This is a genomic window from Laedolimicola ammoniilytica (assembly GCF_025567165.1).
Classification (GTDB): Bacteria; Bacillota; Clostridia; order Lachnospirales; family Lachnospiraceae; genus Laedolimicola; species Laedolimicola ammoniilytica.
Genome location: NZ_JAOQKC010000009.1, coordinates 20399 through 40912, shown reverse-complemented (window position 1 = coordinate 40912; position 20514 = coordinate 20399). Strand labels below are relative to the sequence as shown.

General features: G+C 54.3%; 20 protein-coding genes and 1 tRNA gene. 2 read left to right on the top strand and 19 right to left on the bottom strand.

The window, feature by feature from the left end; translation table 11 throughout:
• Positions 1-120: 120 nt before the first annotated feature.
• The 19 genes from OCV63_RS08115 to OCV63_RS08025 all read right to left on the bottom strand — a co-directional run bounded on the left by OCV63_RS08115 (position 121) and on the right by OCV63_RS08025 (position 18607).
• Positions 121-1242, bottom strand: a complete 1122-nt coding sequence (locus tag OCV63_RS08115) for an IS1249 family transposase (protein WP_158363343.1) — start codon at positions 1240-1242, stop codon at positions 121-123.
• 175 nt (positions 1243-1417) lie between these two features.
• A tRNA-Gly gene (locus tag OCV63_RS08110) sits at positions 1418-1490 on the bottom strand.
• A gap of 147 nt (positions 1491-1637) precedes the next feature.
• Complete coding sequence (locus OCV63_RS08105) at positions 1638-2309, bottom strand: epoxyqueuosine reductase QueH (RefSeq protein ID WP_158363342.1); 672 nt, start codon at positions 2307-2309, stop codon at positions 1638-1640.
• Positions 2310-2324: 15 nt separating this feature from the next.
• Positions 2325-3155 carry a M15 family metallopeptidase gene (locus tag OCV63_RS08100; protein ID WP_158363341.1) on the bottom strand — a complete coding sequence of 277 codons (831 nt, stop codon included), beginning with the start codon at positions 3153-3155 and terminating at the stop codon, positions 2325-2327.
• A gap of 67 nt (positions 3156-3222) precedes the next feature.
• On the bottom strand, positions 3223-4248 hold the full coding sequence (locus tag OCV63_RS08095) for an XdhC family protein (protein WP_158363340.1): 1026 nt from the start codon (positions 4246-4248) through the stop codon (positions 3223-3225).
• A gap of 107 nt (positions 4249-4355) precedes the next feature.
• A complete protein-coding gene (gene yqeB / locus OCV63_RS08090; RefSeq protein ID WP_158363339.1) occupies positions 4356-5705 on the bottom strand; it encodes a selenium-dependent molybdenum cofactor biosynthesis protein YqeB in 1350 nt (449 codons plus the stop codon).
• Positions 5702-6595 carry a selenium cofactor biosynthesis protein YqeC gene (yqeC, locus tag OCV63_RS08085; protein ID WP_262670718.1) on the bottom strand — a complete coding sequence of 298 codons (894 nt, stop codon included), beginning with the start codon at positions 6593-6595 and terminating at the stop codon, positions 5702-5704. The genes yqeB and yqeC overlap by 4 nt, the downstream gene beginning before the upstream one ends.
• 77 nt (positions 6596-6672) lie before the next feature.
• Positions 6673-8946 carry a xanthine dehydrogenase family protein molybdopterin-binding subunit gene (locus OCV63_RS08080; protein WP_158363337.1) on the bottom strand — a complete coding sequence of 758 codons (2274 nt, stop codon included), beginning with the start codon at positions 8944-8946 and terminating at the stop codon, positions 6673-6675.
• Positions 8934-9410, bottom strand: a complete 477-nt coding sequence (locus OCV63_RS08075) for a (2Fe-2S)-binding protein (RefSeq protein ID WP_158363336.1) — start codon at positions 9408-9410, stop codon at positions 8934-8936. The genes OCV63_RS08080 and OCV63_RS08075 overlap by 13 nt, the downstream gene beginning before the upstream one ends.
• Before the next feature lie 7 nt (positions 9411-9417).
• Positions 9418-10179 (bottom strand): FAD binding domain-containing protein, encoded by a 762-nt coding sequence (locus tag OCV63_RS08070; protein WP_158363335.1) that lies wholly within the window; start codon positions 10177-10179, stop codon positions 9418-9420.
• A gap of 1 nt (position 10180) precedes the next feature.
• Positions 10181-11572 (bottom strand): uracil-xanthine permease family protein, encoded by a 1392-nt coding sequence (locus OCV63_RS08065; protein WP_158363334.1) that lies wholly within the window; start codon positions 11570-11572, stop codon positions 10181-10183.
• 44 nt (positions 11573-11616) lie between these two features.
• On the bottom strand, positions 11617-11853 hold the full coding sequence (locus OCV63_RS08060) for a putative Se/S carrier protein (protein ID WP_158363333.1): 237 nt from the start codon (positions 11851-11853) through the stop codon (positions 11617-11619).
• 4 nt (positions 11854-11857) lie between these two features.
• Positions 11858-13015 carry an aminotransferase class V-fold PLP-dependent enzyme gene (locus OCV63_RS08055; RefSeq protein WP_158363332.1) on the bottom strand — a complete coding sequence of 386 codons (1158 nt, stop codon included), beginning with the start codon at positions 13013-13015 and terminating at the stop codon, positions 11858-11860.
• Complete coding sequence (yedF, locus tag OCV63_RS08050; RefSeq protein ID WP_158363331.1) at positions 13012-13629, bottom strand: sulfurtransferase-like selenium metabolism protein YedF; 618 nt, start codon at positions 13627-13629, stop codon at positions 13012-13014. Before yedF ends, OCV63_RS08055 begins: the two co-directional genes overlap by 4 nt.
• Positions 13630-13713: 84 nt before the next feature.
• Entirely contained in the window at positions 13714-14751 is a 1038-nt protein-coding gene (gene selD, locus OCV63_RS08045; RefSeq protein ID WP_158363330.1) for a selenide, water dikinase SelD, read from the bottom strand.
• Between the two features lie 22 nt (positions 14752-14773).
• On the bottom strand, positions 14774-15367 hold the full coding sequence (locus tag OCV63_RS08040) for a xanthine phosphoribosyltransferase (RefSeq protein ID WP_158363329.1): 594 nt from the start codon (positions 15365-15367) through the stop codon (positions 14774-14776).
• Positions 15368-15452: 85 nt separating this feature from the next.
• Entirely contained in the window at positions 15453-16403 is a 951-nt protein-coding gene (locus OCV63_RS08035; protein WP_158363328.1) for a hypothetical protein, read from the bottom strand.
• A complete protein-coding gene (locus tag OCV63_RS08030) occupies positions 16400-17857 on the bottom strand; it encodes a sensor histidine kinase (protein WP_158363327.1) in 1458 nt (485 codons plus the stop codon). The genes OCV63_RS08035 and OCV63_RS08030 overlap by 4 nt, the downstream gene beginning before the upstream one ends.
• 96 nt (positions 17858-17953) lie before the next feature.
• Positions 17954-18607 (bottom strand): response regulator transcription factor, encoded by a 654-nt coding sequence (locus OCV63_RS08025; RefSeq protein ID WP_158363326.1) that lies wholly within the window; start codon positions 18605-18607, stop codon positions 17954-17956.
• Positions 18608-18828: 221 nt separating this feature from the next.
• Here OCV63_RS08025 and OCV63_RS08020 point away from each other — a divergent pair, with 221 nt between their 5' ends.
• Together OCV63_RS08020 and OCV63_RS08015 are read left to right on the top strand one after the other, a co-directional pair.
• Positions 18829-19596: an ABC transporter ATP-binding protein gene (locus OCV63_RS08020; protein ID WP_158363325.1), complete on the top strand. Its 768-nt coding sequence runs from the start codon at positions 18829-18831 to the stop codon at positions 19594-19596.
• A complete protein-coding gene (locus tag OCV63_RS08015; RefSeq protein WP_158363324.1) occupies positions 19589-20392 on the top strand; it encodes an ABC transporter permease in 804 nt (267 codons plus the stop codon). The genes OCV63_RS08020 and OCV63_RS08015 overlap by 8 nt, the downstream gene beginning before the upstream one ends.
• Positions 20393-20514: the final 122 nt, after the last annotated feature.

The window sequence follows — 20514 nt, the reverse complement described above, 5'->3', positions numbered from 1 at the left end:
TAGTGGTTGAAGCAAGAATCCCCCTGCTTTAGCTGTGGGGAGTGTCAACACTTTTGTACAATTATAACATAAATTCCTTTGTACTGCAATTTTGGGTTATAGGACAAAACGTGTTGATGGCTAATCCCAGCCATCAAACGTTCTATCTATTTTATGCAAATCACTCCAAACAATTGCATCACCCCAGATAGAGAGACTCTTTTCCAATCGGTTCTTCTCATTCATCCTCTGATATATAGCTGCTATGCTCTGCTCTGTGGGCATCACTTTTACGATTTCAGATAATGGAAGTGGTTCTGGCGAGTGCATGTAGCACCACCAGTAAACCGCTTTTATTCTTCTTTCAATCGACAGACCTCTATGGTTTCTCAACATTTCTCTGAGTCTCGAATTAACGCCACCTTCAATTCGATTATTCGTAGATGGTGCTGAAAAATCATCTTTCAATTCTTCATCAAGGTATGTAAAGAGTGTTCGTTCTCTAATTAACTTATGCAGCGCTCTTTCTGCTTTCAGTAGCCGCTCATGTGTAGGCCTTTTCTTACCATTTTCATCAATCGTCATCTCTTCCAGAAATTTTTGATATGTTTGAATCCATTCAAAAAAGTGTTCAATCCACATCTTGGATTCCTTTTTATTTTTGATTCTAAGAAGTTCTTTCGCAAGCATATATAACTCTGCGCCAGCCGCTGTATTAGGCCTGGATGTTGTATATCGTTTCACTTGGCAAAACACATGAAATACGCACCGTTGATGCTTTGCTTTTGGCCATATTTTTTTGAGAGCTTTTGCAAATCCGGTTCCACCATCCGATACAACCATTCTTGGTTCCGCTATACGTTTCATTAACGCAATCCATGCTTCCGCATGTTCATAACGGCATAAATACCATCCCAACACATGCTTTTCATCACAGCAAATCAGAACGCAGGCTTTCCGACTAAGATATATGCCATCAAGAAATAAGACATCTCTGATTCCTTCTACCTTTGGCGGCATAGCCCATATATTCCAAAACTTTACTGTCTTTCTTCGAAAGGTTCTTCCTTCTCCAGGCATCATTGCTTGAGATTCTTTTCCAAACAACCAATTTAAAAAGAACTGCAATTCCTTAGATTCATTATTTATTTTATGTGTCGACGATGTTTTGCAGCTCTTGCAAAGCCAACATTGCGAACCGGCTTTTGTCTTTCCTGATTTAACACATTTTTTACCACAAATAGGACAATTTACTTGATTCATTTAACCTTCCCTCCATGGTTCTAATTTTAAGGAAGATTAAATGCCTGCAAACCCTTTATTTTCAAGAGCTCACAGTACTTTCTATCAACACGTTTTGTCCTATAAGTCGCAATTTTCTTTTTGTAAATAAGGATCAAAAAAAGGAATCATGCAATACATGATTCCTTTTCACAAGAGCGATAGACGGGGCTCGAACCCGCGGTCTCGACCTTGGCAAGGTCGCGCGTTACCAACTACGCCACTATCGCATTTGTATTTGCTTCTTACTAAAGCAGCAACAAAACATATTATATGGGATGATGAGCGGTTTGTCAACCCATTTTGTGAATTTTTTTGTATTTTTTCATTTTCCGAAACATTTCTGTTTTTCTATGCGTTTCTCATCTTTTTCATTCTCACAGAAATAATTTCTGTTCAGCAGGTTCCTGTCTTGCCGCGGCCTCCTGCTGTGCCCGGCGCTCCCGCATGGAGAACACACAGCCGCAGTAATCCTGCCGGTAGAGGCCGTATTCCCTGGACAACTCTGTGGAGCGCTTGTAACCGTTCCGTTTTTTGAAATCGCTGTAGAGATAGTCCACGCCATAATCCTTCGCCAGCTGACCGCCGATCTCATTGAGCTTCTCCGCGTTCTTTAAGGGGCTGATGGACAGCGTCGTGGTAAAGTAATCGTATTTTCCGGCGCGGGCCATCTCCGCAGTCTCCGAAAGACGCAGATGGTAACACTTAAAGCAGCGTTCCCCTCCCTCGGGAATTTGCTCCAGTCCCCGGGCCATCTCATAGAAGCGCTCCGGCTCGTAAGGCCCGTCCAGGAAGGAGATGGGATGCTCTGCGGGAAGCTGGGCAATCAGGCGCTTCTGCTCCTCCACACGTTTTCCGAATTCCTCCGGCGGATAGATGTTCGGATTGTAATAAAAGACGGTGATTTCAAAATACCGGGACAGGTATTCCAGCACGTAGCTGCTGCAGGGCGCGCAGCAGCTGTGGAGCAGAAGACGGGGCACCCGGCCCTGATGCTGCAATACTTCGATTACTTTATCCAGTTCTTTTTGATAATTTATTTTGTTCATCGTTCCTGCTTCCTTTTACTTCTCGCCCAGATATTCCTCCAGGCAGATTCCCTGCTCCATGATTTCCCTGGCAGCCTCTTTTCCCACATACCGGTAATGCCAGGGTTCGAAGATAATCCCCGTTTCCCCGGTCTTATCCGTGGGATAGCGCAGAATAAAACCGTAGCGCCAGCAGTTTTCCTCGAGCCATTTAGCCTCCGGCGTCTCTGCCTGCTTATCGTCCAGAAGCTGATAATCCTTTGCCACAATATCTGCCGCCAGTCCCAGGTTATGCTCGCTGGTTCCGGGGTAGGCCACGACGGTTCCCGCCTGACGATAGGCTTCCTCATAGCTTAAGCCCTCGGCCTGCAGGCGGCTCACCTTATTGTTATAAAGGTCCGTCTGCTTCTCGATAGTCCGGTAGGCCGAGCAGATCCAGAAGTCCAGTCCCTGCTTCCTTCCGTCTGCCAGCATCTGCTGCAGCTCTCCCACCGCCCGGCTATCAAAATAGTAATTATTCTCGATTTCCGACACCCGGGGACGATAGCCCTCCGCCATGGGGTGCGTAGCGTTGACCAGGGTCAGCTTCCAGTCCCCGGCGCTTTCTTCCCCGTCCAGGTTATCGGCTGTCCCGCTGTCATGCTCAGCCGCCTGTACCCTATCATTTTCGGATTCTTCTGCCGCCGGTTCCGCCCCTGCTCTCGCCAGCAGGCCCGTCTCCTTCGCAAATACAAGCTTCCCGCAAAGCAATCCCAACACAAAGGCCATCAGCCAGATGGCTGCAAGAATCCGATAAAACTGCCTCTGCCGGCGGCGACGGCGGGATTCGGAACGCCCCGGTCTCTCATATACATGCTCACGCTGCATGTTCCTCACCTCTTGAAGCTCAGTATAGGTGAGGAATGTATCCGGCTTGTATCATTTTAAAATTCTTTCAGCATTTCTCCAGCAGCACCTCTATGACGCCGCCGCAGACCATGCCCTCTTTCTCCGCGTCGCAGGCTGTCATGCTCACAGAAATCAGCTCCTGCCGCTTTTCCTTATCCTGCATAAGCCAGCGGGCTTTTTCTTTCACGCCCGCTTCCACACAGCCGCCGCCGATGGTTCCGGATACAGCGCCGTCCTCCAGCACCAGCATTTTGGTACCGACGCTTCTTGGAGCCGATCCCCGGCGGGCTACGATGGTACACAGTACCTTCGCCCGTGTGTCTGTCTCATCCTGCAAAATCGCCATCTGCTCCTCCGAGAATCCGCAGGTCTTTTTTTCCTGATTTTTGACGGAAATGATTTCACCCAGAATCGACACCGCGATCTCCTCCGGTGTCTCCGCGTGAATGGTCAGGCCGATGGGGGCGTGAAGCCCTTCCACCTGCTCCCTCGGAACGCCCTGCTCCAGCAGCTTTTTTCTGACCAGTGCGGAACGTCCTTTGCTTCCCATCATGCCCAGATAGGCGTAGGTTTTCTTTACAATTTTTTCCAGGCACTCCAGGTCGTAGCGATGTCCGCGGCTCATGACCACAAAATAAGTATCCTCGTCGCTGTCCACTACGTCCAGCCCCTGTTGGAAGCTGTCGCAGATCACCCGTTTCGCGCCGGCCCGTCTGGCCGCGTCAGCGAAGGACGGGCGATCCTCCAGAACCGTCGTGTCGAAGCCCAGCATCAGCGCCATCCGAAGCAGCGCCACTCCCACATGGCCCGCGCCGCAGATGACCAGCTTCTTCTTATCACCCAGGCAGTCGCAGAAAATAGTCTCACCCAGAAGCTCCTGCTGGCCGCTGGTACGAATTTTCTCCGCTGCTTCCCTTTGTTCGGTGAAAAAGCCGTTTTCCGGATGCTGCCAGAGAAGCCCTTCTTCGGCAAAGAAGGCTTTTGCACCGGTATGCGGGCCCTTTATGACGGTCAGCACGCGCTTTTCCTTTCGATTCTTATGTTCCTGTAATGTATTGTATAAACTGCTCATAATTTTCTTACTTTTATCTGGTTTTATTACTTACATGATTGCAAAATGAAACTTAGGTATTCTATTATTGAATTCTGCTTATATCTGCCTTTTATCCACATTGACTTTTATGATTCAGTGCGGATATCCACATCCTGGAGTTCCTTTTCCCCACATTCCACCAGACGCACATGTTCCTGATACTTTTTGATAATCTGGCGGCCGCCTGCGTCGCCGGTCAGGGAGAGCAGGTCGCTCATGTAGCAGGTGTCCCAGAGTACCGGGTTGCCGCGCCGTCCTTCGTGAGAGGCGCAGACGACAGCCTGCGGATGGGCCAGGCCTTCCTCCAGCATCCGTTCCATAGTCTCCGCGCGCAGATAAGGCTGGTCGCAGACCATAAAAAGGACGCCCCGCAGGTAGGGATTGCGTTCCAGGCAAGCCAGCAGGCCTAAGTGCAGGGAATGGCTGATGCCAAGCTCCGGCACGCCGTTTCTCACGACCACCATACCGCGCTGCTTTGCGGCGGCTTCGATCTCGTCGAAGCGGGTGACGACCACGCAAATGCAGTCTGAGAACCGGCTCAGCTTATCCAAGGTTACTTCATATAAGGGTTCTTCCGAAATACGCTCCTCCAGCAGTTTATTCCCACCGTAGCGCCTGGACAGCCCTGCTGCCAGCACCACGATGCCGAACTGCCTCTGTAGCAGTGTCCGGATAGTCTCGACACAGCCTCTGCCTATCTTATGGGATTTATCGGAAATGAGATAAACCAGGCTTTCGTCCTTTCTCGGATCCACGTCCCCGATTTTCATGCCCTTCTTTACCGGCACGTCTGTCTGCAGCATGCCCCGGATCACGCCGTCGATCTGCGCGTACACCGGTTCGTCGCCCGTATAGGCCAGAAGGCCGCCCTTCTCTACGATATCGCCGATGGCTGCCACCGGCTCCATCAGGCCGTCTCCGGAAGCCTTGATCAGGCGCTCCATGGCGTAGCCGCCCACCATGCCCGGCACGCCCGTATTGGGAATGGCGCTGCCCTTATAGATCGGGCGTCCCAGATTTTCGCCGCGCATGGTCTCGATGACCGCGTGGCAGTCTTTCCCCGCTGTGAAGCCGGGCCCCAGGGCCAGCACCAGCGGCGCGTCCGTAAGCGTTGTGCCAATATTTTTCTTCGCCATGATGGCGTCGATGACCACCTCCGGCTGCCAGAGCTCCCGCACCCGGGCTTCCGGATCCACCAGCACGCTGATGACGCCCTGTTCCGAGAGAGCTATGGCTTCCTCCGCTGATCCGGCCAGCACGCCGATCACGCCCTCTACTTCCGCCCGTCCCTCATAGACCGCCCGGGAATAAGCCACCTGGCGGCGTACCGTCAGCGGTACGGCAATTTCTGTCATGATAATCCGGTGTCCCTCCCGGAAAAGCTCCCAGGCCACGCCGGTGGCCAGATCCCCGGCTCCCTTAATCAATATCTTCACTTTGCTTCTCCTGTTATCTGCGGATTCCAGGGCGGCATTAAGTGAGAGGCTGTGAAAATCACGCTCTCTCCCCATTCCGCACTTCCTGATTTCTCTCTCATTTCTCTATCTGAAAACTGTTTTTTCGCTAAACTTTTTTCAACTTCTCCCATTGGATTTCTCTTAAAGGTTTCTTTGAAATGTTTTGCGTTTATCAGTTTCTTTTCCAATGTTCGTATTTGTCGGGCGGCCTCCCATGCTGCTGCCTCGCGCTCCGGCGTATCCGCCTTATTGAACAGCACCACATAGCGCATGCCAGGCCGCACACCCTTTCGGCCCCCCTGTAGACTGATTGCCAGTTTTGCCAGATCCGCGGCGGTCAGCCGGGCGGTCTCCTGCTTTTCCAGAATGGCGCAGACCTGCTCCACACGGCAGCAGACCTCTTTGATAGGCTGCCCCACAGCGTCCAGTCCATACACGCAGAGCACAAGCCCCGTCTCCGGCAGCAACACCGGTTCGCCCTCTCTGGGCGCTTTGACCGGCTTCTCTCTGGCTCCGTCTGCCTCCAGCAAAAGCCAGATCCCATCCACCAGAAGTTCCCGGTAAAACAAATCCGGCAGTGCTTTACATTTCCAGTCGGAAACAGGCTCTCCCATCCAGAGAGTGCCTGTTTTTTTGAGGATTTCCCGGGCCGCGTCCATGTCCGGACGATCCAGAAAAGATTCATTTCTTTCATATTGGATATGGGTGGTGGTGCCTGCGGCCGCTGAGATTCCCAGTTTTTTACATTCCAACTGGAGACGGCGCAGGCAGGTGGTTTTTCCGCCTGCGCCCACAATCGAAACAACGCAACTATTTCTATCTGCCTCCGCGCTGTCTTTCTTTGACATCCTTGTCGTAATTTTTATCAAACCTAATGCTTCTAAGAGAGAACTGCATTCCACCCATTTCCCATTTTCAAACCGTTTTAACATATTTCCTATCGTATTCAGTCTGTCCCCAGCGCAATCTTCTCGCTGGTAATCGGCAGGTTCCGATGCCATACGCCCGTCGCGTTATAGATGGCATGGGCCAGGGCCGGAGCCGGAGTGTTAATCACGATCTCACCGATGGATTTCACGCCGAAGGGACCGGTAGGCTCGAAGCTCGGCTTAAATTCCACCCGGAAATGTCCCATATCCTGACGGGTCGGGATCTTGTACTGCATCAGGGAGCTGTTGCGAAGCTTACCCTTCTCTGTGTACTGGATATTCTCGTAGAGAGTCATTCCGATTCCCTGACCTAAACCTCCCTCCACCTGAACGGTCGCCAGGTTCGGGTTCACAACCGTACCACAGTCTACCACCGCCGCATAGTCCAGAATCTCCACATGGCCCGTCTCCTTATCCAGCTCGATTTCCACCGCGCCTGCCATATAGGGAGGCGGCGATACCGGGGAGCTGTGGCTTTCTGTCACCTGTAGCGCGATTTCGTTGCAGACCTGGGCCTTGTAGCCGATCTCCTCGCTGGTAACGGATTTTCCGGTTTTCACATCGGTGGCTTTTCTGCCGTCGAACTCCACGTCCTCCGGGTCGCATTCCAGCATGCCTGCCGCTACCTGGCAGATCCGTTTTTCCAGCTCTGTGGCCGCCTTGACCACGGCCTGACCGGTAATATAGGTGGTACTGGATGCGTAGGATCCGGAATCATAGGGGGAGCTGTCTGTGTCCGCGCCGGAGACGAAGATCTCGTCGGTGGTCACATGCAGACATTCCGCCGCCATCTGGGCCAGAATGGTATCGCAGCCGGTTCCCATATCCGCCGCCGCGATGGCCAGCTTATAGGTACCGTCCTCGTTGAGCATGATCGTCGCGGATCCCACGTCCACGTTGGAGATACAGGAGCCCTGCATGGCCATACCCACGCCTACGGCGCGTACCTTGCCATTTCCTATATCCCGGGCAGGGTATTTTTCCTTCCAGCCAATCATTTCGCAGGCCCGGACCAGACACTCGTCCAGACGGCAGCTCTCTGCCACCTCGCCGAAATAAGCCGGCATAAGCATCTTTTCCCGCACCACATTTTTCAGGCGGAGCTCTACCGGATCCATGTGAAGAACGGTCGCCAGCTCATTTACGATGGATTCCAGGGCAAAGATTCCCTGGGTGGCTCCATACCCCCGGTACGCGCCTGTGGCAAGCTGATTCGTGTAGACTACATCAAATACATGACGGAAGGCCTCCAGGTTAGCTGTATACAGGGGAATCGCCTTGTGTCCCGTCAGTCCCGCCGTAGTGGGGCCGTGGTCGCCGTAAGCGCCTGTATTGGACAGGTTGTAAAGGTCGATGGCCCGGATCGTTCCGTCCCGGTCTGCGCCGATGCTGACCCGGACGTCCATCTCATGGCGGGGAGATCCGGCAATCTGGCTTTCTTTTCTGGTGTAAATAATCTTGGACGGCTTCTTTGTCATCCAGGTAACAAAGGCCGGATATATCTCCGTCACCACCGTCTGCTTGGCGCCGAAGCCGCCGCCAATCCGGGGCTTCATGGCCCGCACTTTTGCCCTGGGAATCCCGAGGGCCGTGGATACAATCCGTCTTACATGGAATACGATCTGGGTCGAGCTTACGACCACCAGTCTTCCGTAGGTATCGATATAGCAATAGGTCCGGAAGGTCTCCATCATGGCCTGGTTGACCGCCGGGACATGGTAGGTGCGGGTAAGCTTTACCTCACAGTCCTCAAGGACCGCCTCCACATCTCCGTCGCCGTCTTCCATATGGGCGCAGAGATTCCGCCTGTTGTCGGCTCCCACCGGGAATCGGGATTCCCAGTTGTCCTCCGGATGCACCAGGATTTCATTGTCGATGGCCTCATGATAATCCAGCAGCGCCGGAAGCACCTGGTATTTCACCCGGATCACCCGCAGGGCCTTATCCACACATTCTTCATTCTCGCCTGCTACAATCGCTACCGGATCGCCCACGAAGCGCACATGCTGATCGAGAATCAGATGGTCGTAGGGGCTCCACTCCGGATAGGTCTGTCCCGCTGTGGCAAACCGGTTCTTCGGCACGTCCTTCCAGGTATATACCGCCTCGATACCCGGAATCTTCAGGGCCGCCGCGTAGTTTACGTCCTCCACGATGGCATTGGCGTGGGGGCTGCGAAGAAGCTTTACCACCAGACATTCCTTCGGGGCGAGGTCATCTACATAGACCGGCTGTCCGGTCACCAGCGCTATGGCGTCCTTCTTGCGTTCCCGTTTTCCTACTTCCCGCATGCGGCACCTCCGTTCTTCTTATACTCGATAAAGGCGTGCATTCCACGCAGCTGTCCCTCATAGCCGGAGCAGCGGCACAGGTTGCCTGCCAGATACTGCTTGATTTTCTCGTCGGTGGGCTCCGGGTTCTCCCGGAACAGGGCGATGGCGTTCATAATCATGCCCGGATTGCAGAAGCCGCACTGCTCCGCGCCCTGATCGGCGATAAAGGAGCCAAATTCCTCTGCTTCCTTCTGCAGTCCCTCCAGGGTCTCCACCCGGCGTCCCTCTGCCCGCGCCGCGAGCATGGCGCAGGAAAGCACCGGGGTACCGTCCAGAAATACGGTACAGAGTCCGCAGTTGGTAGTCTCACAGCCGCATTTTACACTGTAGCAGCCATGCTTCCGGACAAAGTCAAAGAGTGTCATATCCGCGGCAATCTCATCTGTTATCTTTTTTCCGTTTAAGATCATCGTTACGATCATGTCAGCCTCACTCCTTTCCCTGAATCTCTGCGAAGGCACGCCCAAGCAGCACGCCCGCCAGATGACGGCGGAAGGTGTCGGAGGCGCGCATATTGCTCTGGAACGGGGTTTCATCTGCCAGACGCTTTGCCGTCTCCCCGTCCATGCGCTCGATCTCATACAGCTTCGCGATACCCGGTCTTGCGCCGATCACGGCCTTCTTTACGCCGCCGCAGTCGGATACGGCCACGGTCAGCACCGGAAAATCGGTCCGTGTGTTCCGGTGGGACAGATACGCAAAATGACCCGGACATTTCTTTACAATGACCCGCACCAGAATGTCATTGTCACGTTTCATTTTTACAAATTCTGACATTGGGACAATGCCGCCCTTATAGAGCTCCACGTAGGAATCCAGAGCCAGAAACGCCGTCATCACATCGGAGAAGCCGAAGCGTCCGAAGATACTGCCGCCTACCGTAGCCAGGTTTCGGAACTGGGTGCCAACGATATCGCAGACCGCGTCATGCACCAGTCCCTCGCACAGGGCGTTCAGTCCCTCATGCAGCTCGATCTGACGTAAGGTCGCCATACAGCCGATGAAAAATGCTTCCTCTGTCTCCTCGATCTGATCAAGCCCCAGGCCTGACAGATCGATGGCCTTCTGCACGTTCCGGTTGCCTAGGCGGAGCCACAGCATACCGCCCAGGATCTTGTTGGTGCGCTTCTGGTTCAGCTCCCAGGCCTCCTCCAGACTTTCCACCTTTACCAATTCTCTTATTTTTATCATGCTATTCCTCCTTTGGGAGAACAATATTCAGGATAATCGCTACCAGGGCAGCCGGTACGATACCGGAACCGCCGAAGATGAGCTGTACGCTCTGGGGCAGTCCCGCCAGCACGCCGCTGTTGGCGCCCAGACCATAGCCCAGACCCAGCGCTACAGATACAATCGTCGTGTTGCGGACGGTCATTTTCTCCTTGGTAATCAGGCCGATACCGCTGACTACGATGGAAGAGAACATCATAACTGCCGCGCCGCCCAGAACACTCTGGGGCATAATGGAAATCAGTGCGGACAGCTTGGGGAACAGGCCGCAGAGAATCAGGAACACGGCTCCGGTCGCCAGGGCAAACCGGTTTACCACCTTGGTCATGGTGACCAGACCTACGTTCTGGCTGAAGGAGGTGTTCGGAAGCACGCCGAACAGGGAAGCCAGGGAGGATCCCACGCCGTCGCAGACTACGCCGCCGGACAGCTCAGAATCGGTCGCCTCCCGAGCCATACCGCCCTCAATGACGCCGGAGATATCTCCTACAGTCTCCACCGCGGTTACCACGAACATAATCAGCACCGGAACAATGGCTCTGGGATCGAAGACCAGCTTCACCGGCATCAGGGCCGGAACCGCGAACCATTTTGCCTTGGCTACCTTGTCCCAATTCAGAACCCAGGCCTTGGTATACTCCACACCCTCCGCGGTTACTCCGGTGGTGGGCAGAACCAGCGCCATGATCGCCGCCACAATATAGCCTACAATAATTCCAATCAAAATCGAAGAAACACTGGTCATTCCCTTCGTGCCATGCTTCAGCGCAATGATGACCACCAGCACCAGGTTTCCCAGAAGCAGGTTTTCCATGGAGCCGTAATCCTTCGCGGAGCTTCCGCCGCCGAAGGATCCCACGCCTACGGAAATCAGGGACAGACCGATGGAAAGCACCACGGTACCGGTCACAACTGCCGGGAAGAAGCGGCGCAGGGGCTTCAGCATAAAGCCCAGAACCGTCTCAAAGAGGCCGCCAATCAGGGAAGCTCCCAGAATCGCGCCGTACGCCAGGATACCGCCGCCCATGACGCCTGCCACACTGTTGAATACGCCGATAAAGCCGGAGCTGGTACCCATGATAATCGGCACCTTTCCGCCCACCGGTCCGATGGCGTACAGCTGAATCAGGGTTACAATTCCCGCCACCAGCATGGCGTTCTGCAGAAGCGCTACCTGCACCTCCGCAAATTCCGTACCGGAGCCGATTCCGCAGGCTCCTGTGATAATCAGAATCGGGGTCAGATTTCCCACGAACATGGCCAGCACGTGCTGGAGTCCCAGGGGAAATGCTTTTCGAAAAGGCATTTTGCCATAAAAATCATAGGCTGCTTTCTTGTTTTCTGCTTCATTCATACATGTTTCTCCTCATTTGCGATAGATAAATTCTTACATATTTTTCATAGTTCCAGGGTATACATACCCTCCCACCGGATAGCTACCCCAAGCATCGCCTGCTGCAGCAGCTCCTTCTCTGTGGGCTTCGCCTTCCAGGCCATCCCGCAGCCTGCGGTAATCTCCCGGGGAATGGGAATCAATCTGCCGGGAAGCCCCTCCTTTTCACAATGCCGTTCCATTTTCATGGCCTCGGTGGTGGTTCCAAAGGAGATCACCAGCGCTTCTGTTTTTTTCCGCATTGCCTTACTCCTCCGCCAGCTCCCGGACGGCTGCCGCCGCCTCGTCTGCCTCTGCCTCCGTATTGAAATAAGAAAAGCTGAACCGGACCGCCCCCTGCTCCCGGGTTCCCAGCGCCTCGTGCATAAGCGGCGCGCAGTGGGCTCCTCCCCGGACGGCGATCCCGTAATCCTCATAGAGCCAGTCCGCCACCCTTGCGGAATCATAATCCCGGATATTCAGGGACTGGATTCCCGTCCGCCGGTCCAGATCCGGATTTCCGTAGAGGGTTACGCCCTCCACCTCCTTCACGCCGTCCACAAACCGCCGAAGAAGCGCCTGCTCCCGGGCGCGAATCTGCTCTACGCCGGTCTCCAGAAGCCAACGGGCCGCCGCGCCCAGGCCCGCGATTCCATGGCCGTTCAGGGTGCCCGCCTCCAGCGCCGCCGGCATCTCCGACGGGTGTTCCCGGTCGAAGCTGTGAATTCCGCTTCCGCCCACCTTCAGCGGCCGGATCGAAAGGCCGGGACGGACGCAGAGGCCGCCGGTTCCCTGGGGGCCGTAAAGTCCCTTGTGGCCCGTAAAGCACAGGACGTCGATCCCCATACGTTCCATATCCATGGGGACTGTGCCCGCCGTCTGCGCAGCGTCTACGATAAGCAAAAGGCTGTGCTTTTTTGTGAAGGCTGCCGCGCGTTCCAGATCGGTGATGTTGCCCGTCAGGTTGGAGGCGTGGGTGATGATCAGGGCTTTTGTGTTCGGACGGAGCAGGGATTCCAACTCATCGTAAGCCAGGATGCCAATATATCGCCCATCTTTTGAGTCAACTGCCGCCTTTACAGGAAGCACCGACAGCTCCACGCCCTGCAGCCGGTACAGGGGCCGCAGCACGGAATTGTGCTCGCAGACGGTGGTAATCACATGATCCCCCGGCCCGAACAGGCCGCCAAGCACCAGGTTCAGGCTCTCGGTGGCATTGGCCGTAAAAGCCACCTGCTCCGGAGCCGCCGCGCCCAGAAGCTCTGCCAGACTTTCTCTGGCCCGGTAGATGGTTCGCCCCGCGTAAAGGGACGCGTCATGGACGCCCCTTCCGGAATTTCCCATGGAAGCCATGGCTTCCAGAAGGGCCTCCTTTACACACTCGGGCTTTCTAAGGGTGGTCGCCCCGTTATCCAGATAAATCATGGCTTAACGATTTTCGCCGCGCCCGCCATGGTCTCGGCGATGACATACATATTGGTGACCTCGCCCACCTTTAAGCTGTCTGTCAGCCCGTAATGGTTCAGGCAGGTGCCACAGGTGAGAATCTGTACGCCCTGGGCCTCCAGGGACTTCAAATCCTCCAGAGACGCGGAACCCTCGCAGGTGAGGGCGGCGCCTCCATTGTAAAAGAGCAGGGTCTTCGGCAGGGTATCCAGCTGTGTCAGCGCATAGATGTACCCCTTCATCAGAAGTCGTCCAAGCTCCGGATCTCCCTCGCCCATGGTGGCGGAGGCTATCACGACCACCGTATTCTCCCTGGCGTCGGGAATACATGCTTCCGGAGCCGCTGCTACTTCCGGAGCCTTGGCAGTCTCTCCCCCGCCAATCTCCATGGTTACCTGATACTGTCTGTCCGAAAGCTTTTTGGAGCTGACCTTGTAGCCCTTCTGATTGGCCATCTTGGTCAGGTTCTGGACTGCAATCTCATTGTCTACCAGCGTCTCCACCACGCCGCTTCCGCCCAGCTCCTTAATGGCATTTTTAGTCTTTACTACGGGAATCGGGCAGGCGTCGCCCAGTGCGTTTACCTGAATCATGTTTCTTTCCCTCCTGTTCCTTTCTCATTTTTATGAAAATTTCTTTCTATAAAAATAACTTCCTTCTTTCTACTAAATAATTACCTATGAGTCTCCTTCGACTACCAGAATCTCCGGCTCCGTGCGCTTCACAATCTCGCCCACGATCTCCGCCGGAAGTCCCGCCGCGCGAAGCTCATTTCTCAGATCCTCTGCCTCGTCCGCGCCTACCGCCATCAGCAGTCCGCCGGAGGTCTGCGGATCAAAGAGCAGTTCCTCCATGGCAAATGGGATGTTTTTGAATTTTACATATTTTTCCACATGATTCCGATTCTTCTGTCCGGCCGCCGTCAGCAGAAATTCCTCTGCATGATGCAGCGCTTCCTCGATGCGCGGCACCTTCTCCGCCTGTATCCGACAGGACAGCTTTCCGTCCATCATCTCATGGAGATGACCCAGGAAGCCAAAGCCCGTCACATCGGTACAAGCGTGAATGTGGTATCTTCTTCCTATCTCAGAGGCTGTTTTATTCAGCGTAATCATGGACGCAATCGCCTCTGCCATCGCCTCTTCGGTAGCCTCGCCCACCCGGTTCGCCGTGCAGACGATACCGACGCCCAGCTTTTTCGTGAAAATCAACCTGTCGCCGGGACAGCCGCCATTGTTGGACCAGATGCGATCCGGGTGTACCAGGCCCATGACTGACAGTCCATATTTTACATCCGTATCGTTGATGGAATGGCCTCCCGCCAGGATGCCTCCGGCCTCCAGCACCTTTTCCGATCCGCCCCGCATGATTTCTCCCAGGATATTCAGATCCGAAGACTCCGGAAAGCAGACGATATTGAGCGCGGTTTTCACGTCGCCACCCATGGCGTAGATATCGCTTAAGGCGTTGGCTGCCGCTATTTTCCCGAAAGTATAGGGGTCGTCCACCATCGGTGGAAAGAAGTCCAGGGTCTGAACCACCGCTGTGTCGTCGCTGATGCGGTAAACCGCCGCGTCGTCCTTGCTGTCGTAGCCCACCAGAAGATCCGGATTTTCCAGCCCCCTGGGCAGCTTTTCCAGGACATGGCTTAAAACGCCGGCTCCCAGTTTTGCTGTACAGCCGCCGCCCTTACAGAATACGATTTTTTCACTCATAGTTTTTCTTCTAATCCAATCTTTATTCCACTTCACTCTGATCGCGGAATTTCACATTTCCGGTTGCTGCGTCCATGCTCTCTACGATGGCCAGGGATTCCAGCTGATAGCCGAGGTTCCGGATCATCCGTCCGCCGGACTGGAAGCCCTTCTCTACGGCGATTCCGATACCTTCCACGGTGCCACCTGCCTGTGCCACGATGGAAATCAGGCCTTGGAGCGCGCAGCCATTTGCCAGGAAATCGTCGATGATCAGTACGTGATCCTCCGGCCCTAAGAAGCGTTTGGATACGATGACCTGATTTTTGTTCTTGTGTGTGAAGGACTCTACCTCTGCCACGTAGACGTCTCCGTCAATGTTGATGCTCTGGCTTTTTTTTGCAAATACCACCGGCACGTCGAAATAGCTAGCTACCACACAGGCAATGCCGATACCGGAGGCTTCAATGGTCATGATTTTATTGATATTCTTGTCCGCGAAGCGCCGCTTAAACTCTTCGCCCATCTGCTTAAACAGGTTGATGTCCATCTGATGATTCAGAAAGCTGTCTACTTTCAGGACGTTGCCTTCTTTTACGATGCCGTCTTTTAAAATTCTTTCTTCCAGGAAATTCATGGTTTTTCTCCTTTTTGTCGTTTCTTTCTACTAATGTTATCTTTAAAAATAGCATAGATATCGACATTTTTCAAGGAAGTTTGCGCTATAGGGCAAAATAAATGGCAAGACCGGAGGAACCGAGGCGGAGATAGTAATTGACTTCTCCCTTGTCTCCCTCACGGTAAACAACCTGAGCCGTCCGGGAACCGTCCGGATTCATATCGCTGATACCCCATTCCTCGCTTACCAGCCTTCTGGCCTCTTCTTCGGTATAGCCCTTCTTTTCGTAAAGGCGCACCTGATTGTCATAGTCCGTCTTATCTCCATCGGAAAGTATGGCATCTGCCAGCTCCCAGCTCTGCGTAACGCGCTCTGTTGTCAGGCCCAGATAGGAGCCGAATTTTTGAGCCCGATCTGTCACGTCTGAATCTGTCACGTCTGAATCCGTCACGTCTGAATCCGTCACGTCCGAATCGGTCGCCGCCGCGCCGAAACGGATTCCATTCCCATACCCCTCGTTCCACTCCTGAATGCCCAGCACCAGAAGCTTACCGGTCTCGTCATCCAGGGCAGCTTCCAGAATCCATCTGCCCTTCTCCGTGTCGATTAGGGAATTCAGCCTCCAGATAATCATGGATTTTTCCCCGCTGGGGTCGATATAGAAAATCAGATCCGCACTCTGTTCTGTCATTTCGGCTGTGCGGAAGGTTTCGTCCAGTACGCCCATTTCGCATAAGATGGCAAGCTCTTCCTCCGCTTTCGCAAGGCTTCCGGTCACGTCGTAATTTTTCCCTTTTTCCAATACCGTGGTGCTCGCGTCGGCGCTTTGAAACAGCTCCGCCTTTTCTACCATACTAAGCTCTGTCTGGGACGTAATCCGCACCTCCGGCGCTTCCTCCGTCTCCACCACAGACAGACGCCTGTCGTCCTGCCATTTCCTTAAAAGCAGGGGAACGCCAAAGCCCACGGACGCCGCCAGAAGCAGCGCTCCCACGGTCAGAAGCCAGCTTTTGCGGGATCTGCAGTTTTTTCTTCTCATGTTTTTTCTTCTCATGCTTTCTCCTCCCCGGCCTGTTCCGGCAGCCATACCCTTACCAGGGTTCCTTTTCCTTCCTCGCTCTGAAAATCCAGTCTGCCTCCATGACGCTTTACGATTTCCGCACAGATGGACAGTCCCAGACCCGCTCCGCCCTGCTTCCGGGAGCGGGATTTATCCACCATGTAAAAGGCTTCCGTGATCCGGCTAAGCTCTGCCTCCGGCACGCCCTTTCCCTTGTCGCACACATAAAAGGCATAACCTCCCTGCTCCGGACGCCCCAGCAGCGTCAGCCTCTTTTCCCGGTCGCTGCCCTCCATGGCCTTCCGGCCATTGTCCAGAAGATTCATCAGCACCGTTTTCATCAGATCCGGCTCCAGCTCCACCTGCCTGTCCTCTACCGACACCCAAAGACGGATCTCCTGCTTTTCCAGGGCAGGCTCCAGGATCCCCCGGATTTCCTCCGCCAGCCACTCGGTGGACACGCGTCTTTTCGCAAGCTCCTGATGGCGGAGTACCATCAGATCCAGAAGCTTAAAGGACAGGGCCTCCAGCCGCTTTCCTTCTTTAAAAATATAATTGGCCGCGTCCATCCGTTCCTCTTCCGTCATCTCTCGGCTCCGCAGCATATCCGCGTAGCCAATCATCGAGGTCAGCGGAGTCTTCAGCTCATGGGCAAAGCTTCCGATAAAATCCTCCTGCCGTCTGGCCGTATCCTGAAGCTCCGTAAACTGCTGCTCCAGGTGGTCTGCCATCCGGTTGAAATCCCGGGTAAGCCTTCCCACCTCGTCCTCGGATTCCACTCGGGCCCGCACCTCCATGTCGCCGCTCGCAATCCGTCTGGCGGCCCGGGAGAGACGGTGCAGGGGCTTCAGAAGCCATACGGTCATCAAATAGCACACCGAAAGCTCTAAAAACAGAACCACCAGCATCCACCGGCGGTAAATCCGGTACTGATCGGCCCGGTCGTTAAAAAGGGGTGTCACGTCCCGGTCGCTTTCCAGATAGAGCGTCCGCTTCTCTCCCAGCTGAATGCTGCTCATGGTGGCCAGCTCGTATGTGCCGTTTTCCTCGCGGAGCTCCCGGGCGCGGGTTTCCCCGGATGCGGCCTTGATGAGCTTTTGGATGTCTTTTTCCTTCTCCTGATCGTAGGAGATTTGTTTTTCCATGTAGAGAGGCTGGCCATCCCCGTCATAGATGCGGAAGGTCAGGCCGCTGTCCGTCATTCCCTGGGACATGGCCTCCGCTGTTTTCTGAATTTCTTCATCTGTAAAATTCTGCCATTCCTGTACCGTGGTATTCCAGTAGGCCACGAAGGAATAGGCCAGCATTCGGTTTTCCTCCGCCGCGTTCCGGGTCTCCCGCTGCCAGGACGACGAAAACAAAGCGTCTAAAAGTGCATAGCCGCCCAGTCCCATCACCAGCATACTGATGACCAGCATGGAAATACTGATTTTCCAGGAAAATTTCATCCGTTATCCTCTTTTCATTTTTATACTCTGCGTTCTGCCTCCGAACAGTCTATATTCTAAACCAGTTGCCGCAGATAGCTTTATTCCCCGTACTGATTACGGACAATAGCGGTATCCTACTCTGTACACGGTCTGAATCTGCTCCTCCAGGCCCGCTTTTTTCCGCATCCGCTGCACATGCAGATCCACGGTCCGGCTGTCGCCCATGTATTCGCCGCCCCAGATGCGCTCGTAGATGGTCTCCCGGTAAAGGGCGATATTTTTATTACGTACAAAGAGCAGGAGCAGATCAAATTCCTTTTTCGTAAGGCTGATGGTCTCGCCCTTCTTTGTGACCGTCCGGGAGGCTGTATCGACGACCAGGTCGCCCTCAGTCAGCACCTGTTCGGTCTTGTGGTAGCGCCGCAGCACCGATTCCACCCGGGCCAGAAGCTCGATAATTTCAAAGGGCTTGGTCAGGTAATCGTCCGCCCCCATGCGGAGTCCCTTCACCCGATCCGCCACGCTCGCTTTCGCCGTCAGAAAAATCACCGGGATCTCCAGGGGCGCGATATAATCCATGATCTCGTAGCCGTCTGCCCCGGGCAGCATGATATCCAGAAGCACCAGATCGTAGGGCTTTTTATCCAGCATATCCACCGCCGCCAGCCCGTCGTAGGCGCAGTCGCAGGCATACCCGGCCCTGGTCAGATTGATCTTTATCAGATTGGAAATGGATTGTTCGTCCTCCACCACTAAGATTTGCAGCATTTTACTCTCTCCTTCTATATGATAGAGTGTATCATATCTGCATCATATTTGCATCATGGTTGAGCTTTGATCAACCATGATGTATATGCACAGAAATCATGCCTGCGCATGATTTCGCGCTGCCATACTCGGGATATCATCCCGGATAGTTCTTCCTTGTTTCAGTCACACCCTTCTTTATTTTTCCATAAACTAACTATATAGTATCAGGAGGCTTGCCTATGAATCCGCTGCTTACGCTGGAGCATGTCGGCTTCGCCTACCATCAGGCGGAGGGCGAAACTCCGGCTCTTTCCGATATTTCTTTTACACTTGAGGCCGGGCATTTTCTGGCCATCGTGGGACCCAGCGGCTGTGGAAAATCCACGCTGCTCTCGCTGATTTCCGGCCTCCTTCTGCCGGAGGAGGGACGTATCCTGCTCCACGGCCTGCCGGTCCGGGAGGCCCGGGCCAACATCGGCTATATGCTTCAGAGGGATCACCTCTTTGAGTGGCGTACTGTCTACACCAATGTGCTGCTGGGCCTGGAAATTCAGCATCAAAAGACGCCCGAAAAGCTTCAAAAAGTCGATCACATGCTGGACTCCTACGGCCTGTCCGGTTTTCGGAACGCCCGCCCTTCCCAACTCTCCGGCGGTATGCGGCAAAGAGCGGCGCTGATCCGTACCCTGGCGCTGGAGCCGGATCTGCTGCTTCTGGATGAACCCTTTTCAGCGCTGGATTATCAGACCCGGCTGACGGTCTGCGACGATATCTATGAGATTATTAAAAAGGAGGAGAAGACGGCGGTTCTTGTGACCCACGATCTGTCGGAGGCCATCAGTATGGCCGACGAGGTGCTGGTGCTCTCCGCGCGGCCCGGGTGCATCCGGAAACGGGTGCCTGTCAAGTTTGATTTGGCTAACCGCACGCCCATGCGTTCCCGCAGCGCGCCGGAATTCAAGGATTATTTCAACACCATCTGGAAGGAGCTGAACGACCATGCCTGATCTTACAAATTGCTCCCTGGCTCAGCAGAATTTTCTGAAAAACCAGACCCGGCTCCGGAACCGGGTGCGGCTGGCAAGGCTTCTCATTTTCCTTGGCTTTCTGGTTTTATGGGAGGCCAGCACGAGGATGCACCTCATCGACGCCTTTATTTTCAGCAGTCCCACCCGGGTGGTCCGCACTTTTCTCTCCATGGGACGGGACGGCTCCATATTTCTCCATGTGGGCGTGACTCTTCTGGAGACGCTGGTGAGCTTTCTGCTGGTCTTTCTCTTAAGTCTTCTGACCGCCGTGCTGCTCTGGCTGTCGCCGGGGCTGTCCCGCACTCTGGAGCCTTATCTGGTGGTCTTAAACAGTCTGCCCAAATCCGCCCTGGCCCCGCTTCTCATCGTCTGGCTGGGTGCCAATATACGAACCATCATTGTGGCCGGAATCTCCGTGGCAGTCTTTGGCAGCATTCTGACTCTGTACACAGGCTTTCAGCAGATTTCAGCGGAGAAAATCAAGCTTATCTATACCCTGGGCGGAGATCGGGGCGACGTGCTCTGGAAGGTGGTGCTGCCCGGCTCCGTGCCCATTTTTCTGAATACTATGAAGGTCAATATCGGGCTCTGCCTGGTGGGCGTCATCATCGGGGAATTTATCGGGAGCCGCCGAGGGCTTGGGTATCTGATTATCTATGGCAGCCAGGTGTTTCAGCTGGATCTGGTGCTGATGTCTATCGTCATCCTGTGCGGGCTGGCCATGGGGCTGTATCAGGGGTTGAATGTGGCGGAGCGGAGGTTGACACGACGGTAACAACGAGATAACATACGCTTTGCGAATTTTACTCGTTATCGCGGCATCTACGTTCCACTTCGGTCAGTGCTGAACAAGTGCCACTGGCGCTTAGCACCGTCAAGGTCTCGTGCAAGCACGGA

Coding starts and splice junctions, on each gene's coding strand:
- OCV63_RS08015 (WP_158363324.1), top strand. CDS start 19,589: ATGCCTGATCTTACAAATTGCTCCCTGGCTCAGCAGAATTTTCTGAAA.
- selD (WP_158363330.1), bottom strand. CDS start 14,751: ATGAGTGAAAAAATCGTATTCTGTAAGGGCGGCGGCTGTACAGCAAAA.
- OCV63_RS08100 (WP_158363341.1), bottom strand. CDS start 3,155: ATGCAGCGTGAGCATGTATATGAGAGACCGGGGCGTTCCGAATCCCGC.
- OCV63_RS08065 (WP_158363334.1), bottom strand. CDS start 11,572: ATGAATGAAGCAGAAAACAAGAAAGCAGCCTATGATTTTTATGGCAAA.
- OCV63_RS08105 (WP_158363342.1), bottom strand. CDS start 2,309: ATGAACAAAATAAATTATCAAAAAGAACTGGATAAAGTAATCGAAGTA.
- OCV63_RS08035 (WP_158363328.1), bottom strand. CDS start 16,403: ATGAGAAGAAAAAACATGAGAAGAAAAAACTGCAGATCCCGCAAAAGC.
- OCV63_RS08075 (WP_158363336.1), bottom strand. CDS start 9,410: ATGATCGTAACGATGATCTTAAACGGAAAAAAGATAACAGATGAGATT.
- OCV63_RS08025 (WP_158363326.1), bottom strand. CDS start 18,607: ATGCTGCAAATCTTAGTGGTGGAGGACGAACAATCCATTTCCAATCTG.
- yedF (WP_158363331.1), bottom strand. CDS start 13,629: ATGATTCAGGTAAACGCACTGGGCGACGCCTGCCCGATTCCCGTAGTA.
- OCV63_RS08070 (WP_158363335.1), bottom strand. CDS start 10,179: ATGATAAAAATAAGAGAATTGGTAAAGGTGGAAAGTCTGGAGGAGGCC.
- OCV63_RS08020 (WP_158363325.1), top strand. CDS start 18,829: ATGAATCCGCTGCTTACGCTGGAGCATGTCGGCTTCGCCTACCATCAG.
- OCV63_RS08030 (WP_158363327.1), bottom strand. CDS start 17,857: ATGAAATTTTCCTGGAAAATCAGTATTTCCATGCTGGTCATCAGTATG.
- OCV63_RS08080 (WP_158363337.1), bottom strand. CDS start 8,946: ATGCGGGAAGTAGGAAAACGGGAACGCAAGAAGGACGCCATAGCGCTG.
- OCV63_RS08040 (WP_158363329.1), bottom strand. CDS start 15,367: ATGAATTTCCTGGAAGAAAGAATTTTAAAAGACGGCATCGTAAAAGAA.
- OCV63_RS08060 (WP_158363333.1), bottom strand. CDS start 11,853: ATGCGGAAAAAAACAGAAGCGCTGGTGATCTCCTTTGGAACCACCACC.
- OCV63_RS08095 (WP_158363340.1), bottom strand. CDS start 4,248: ATGAGCAGTTTATACAATACATTACAGGAACATAAGAATCGAAAGGAA.
- OCV63_RS08055 (WP_158363332.1), bottom strand. CDS start 13,015: ATGATTTATCTGGATAACGGGGCGACCACCCTTAGAAAGCCCGAGTGT.
- OCV63_RS08115 (WP_158363343.1), bottom strand. CDS start 1,242: ATGAATCAAGTAAATTGTCCTATTTGTGGTAAAAAATGTGTTAAATCA.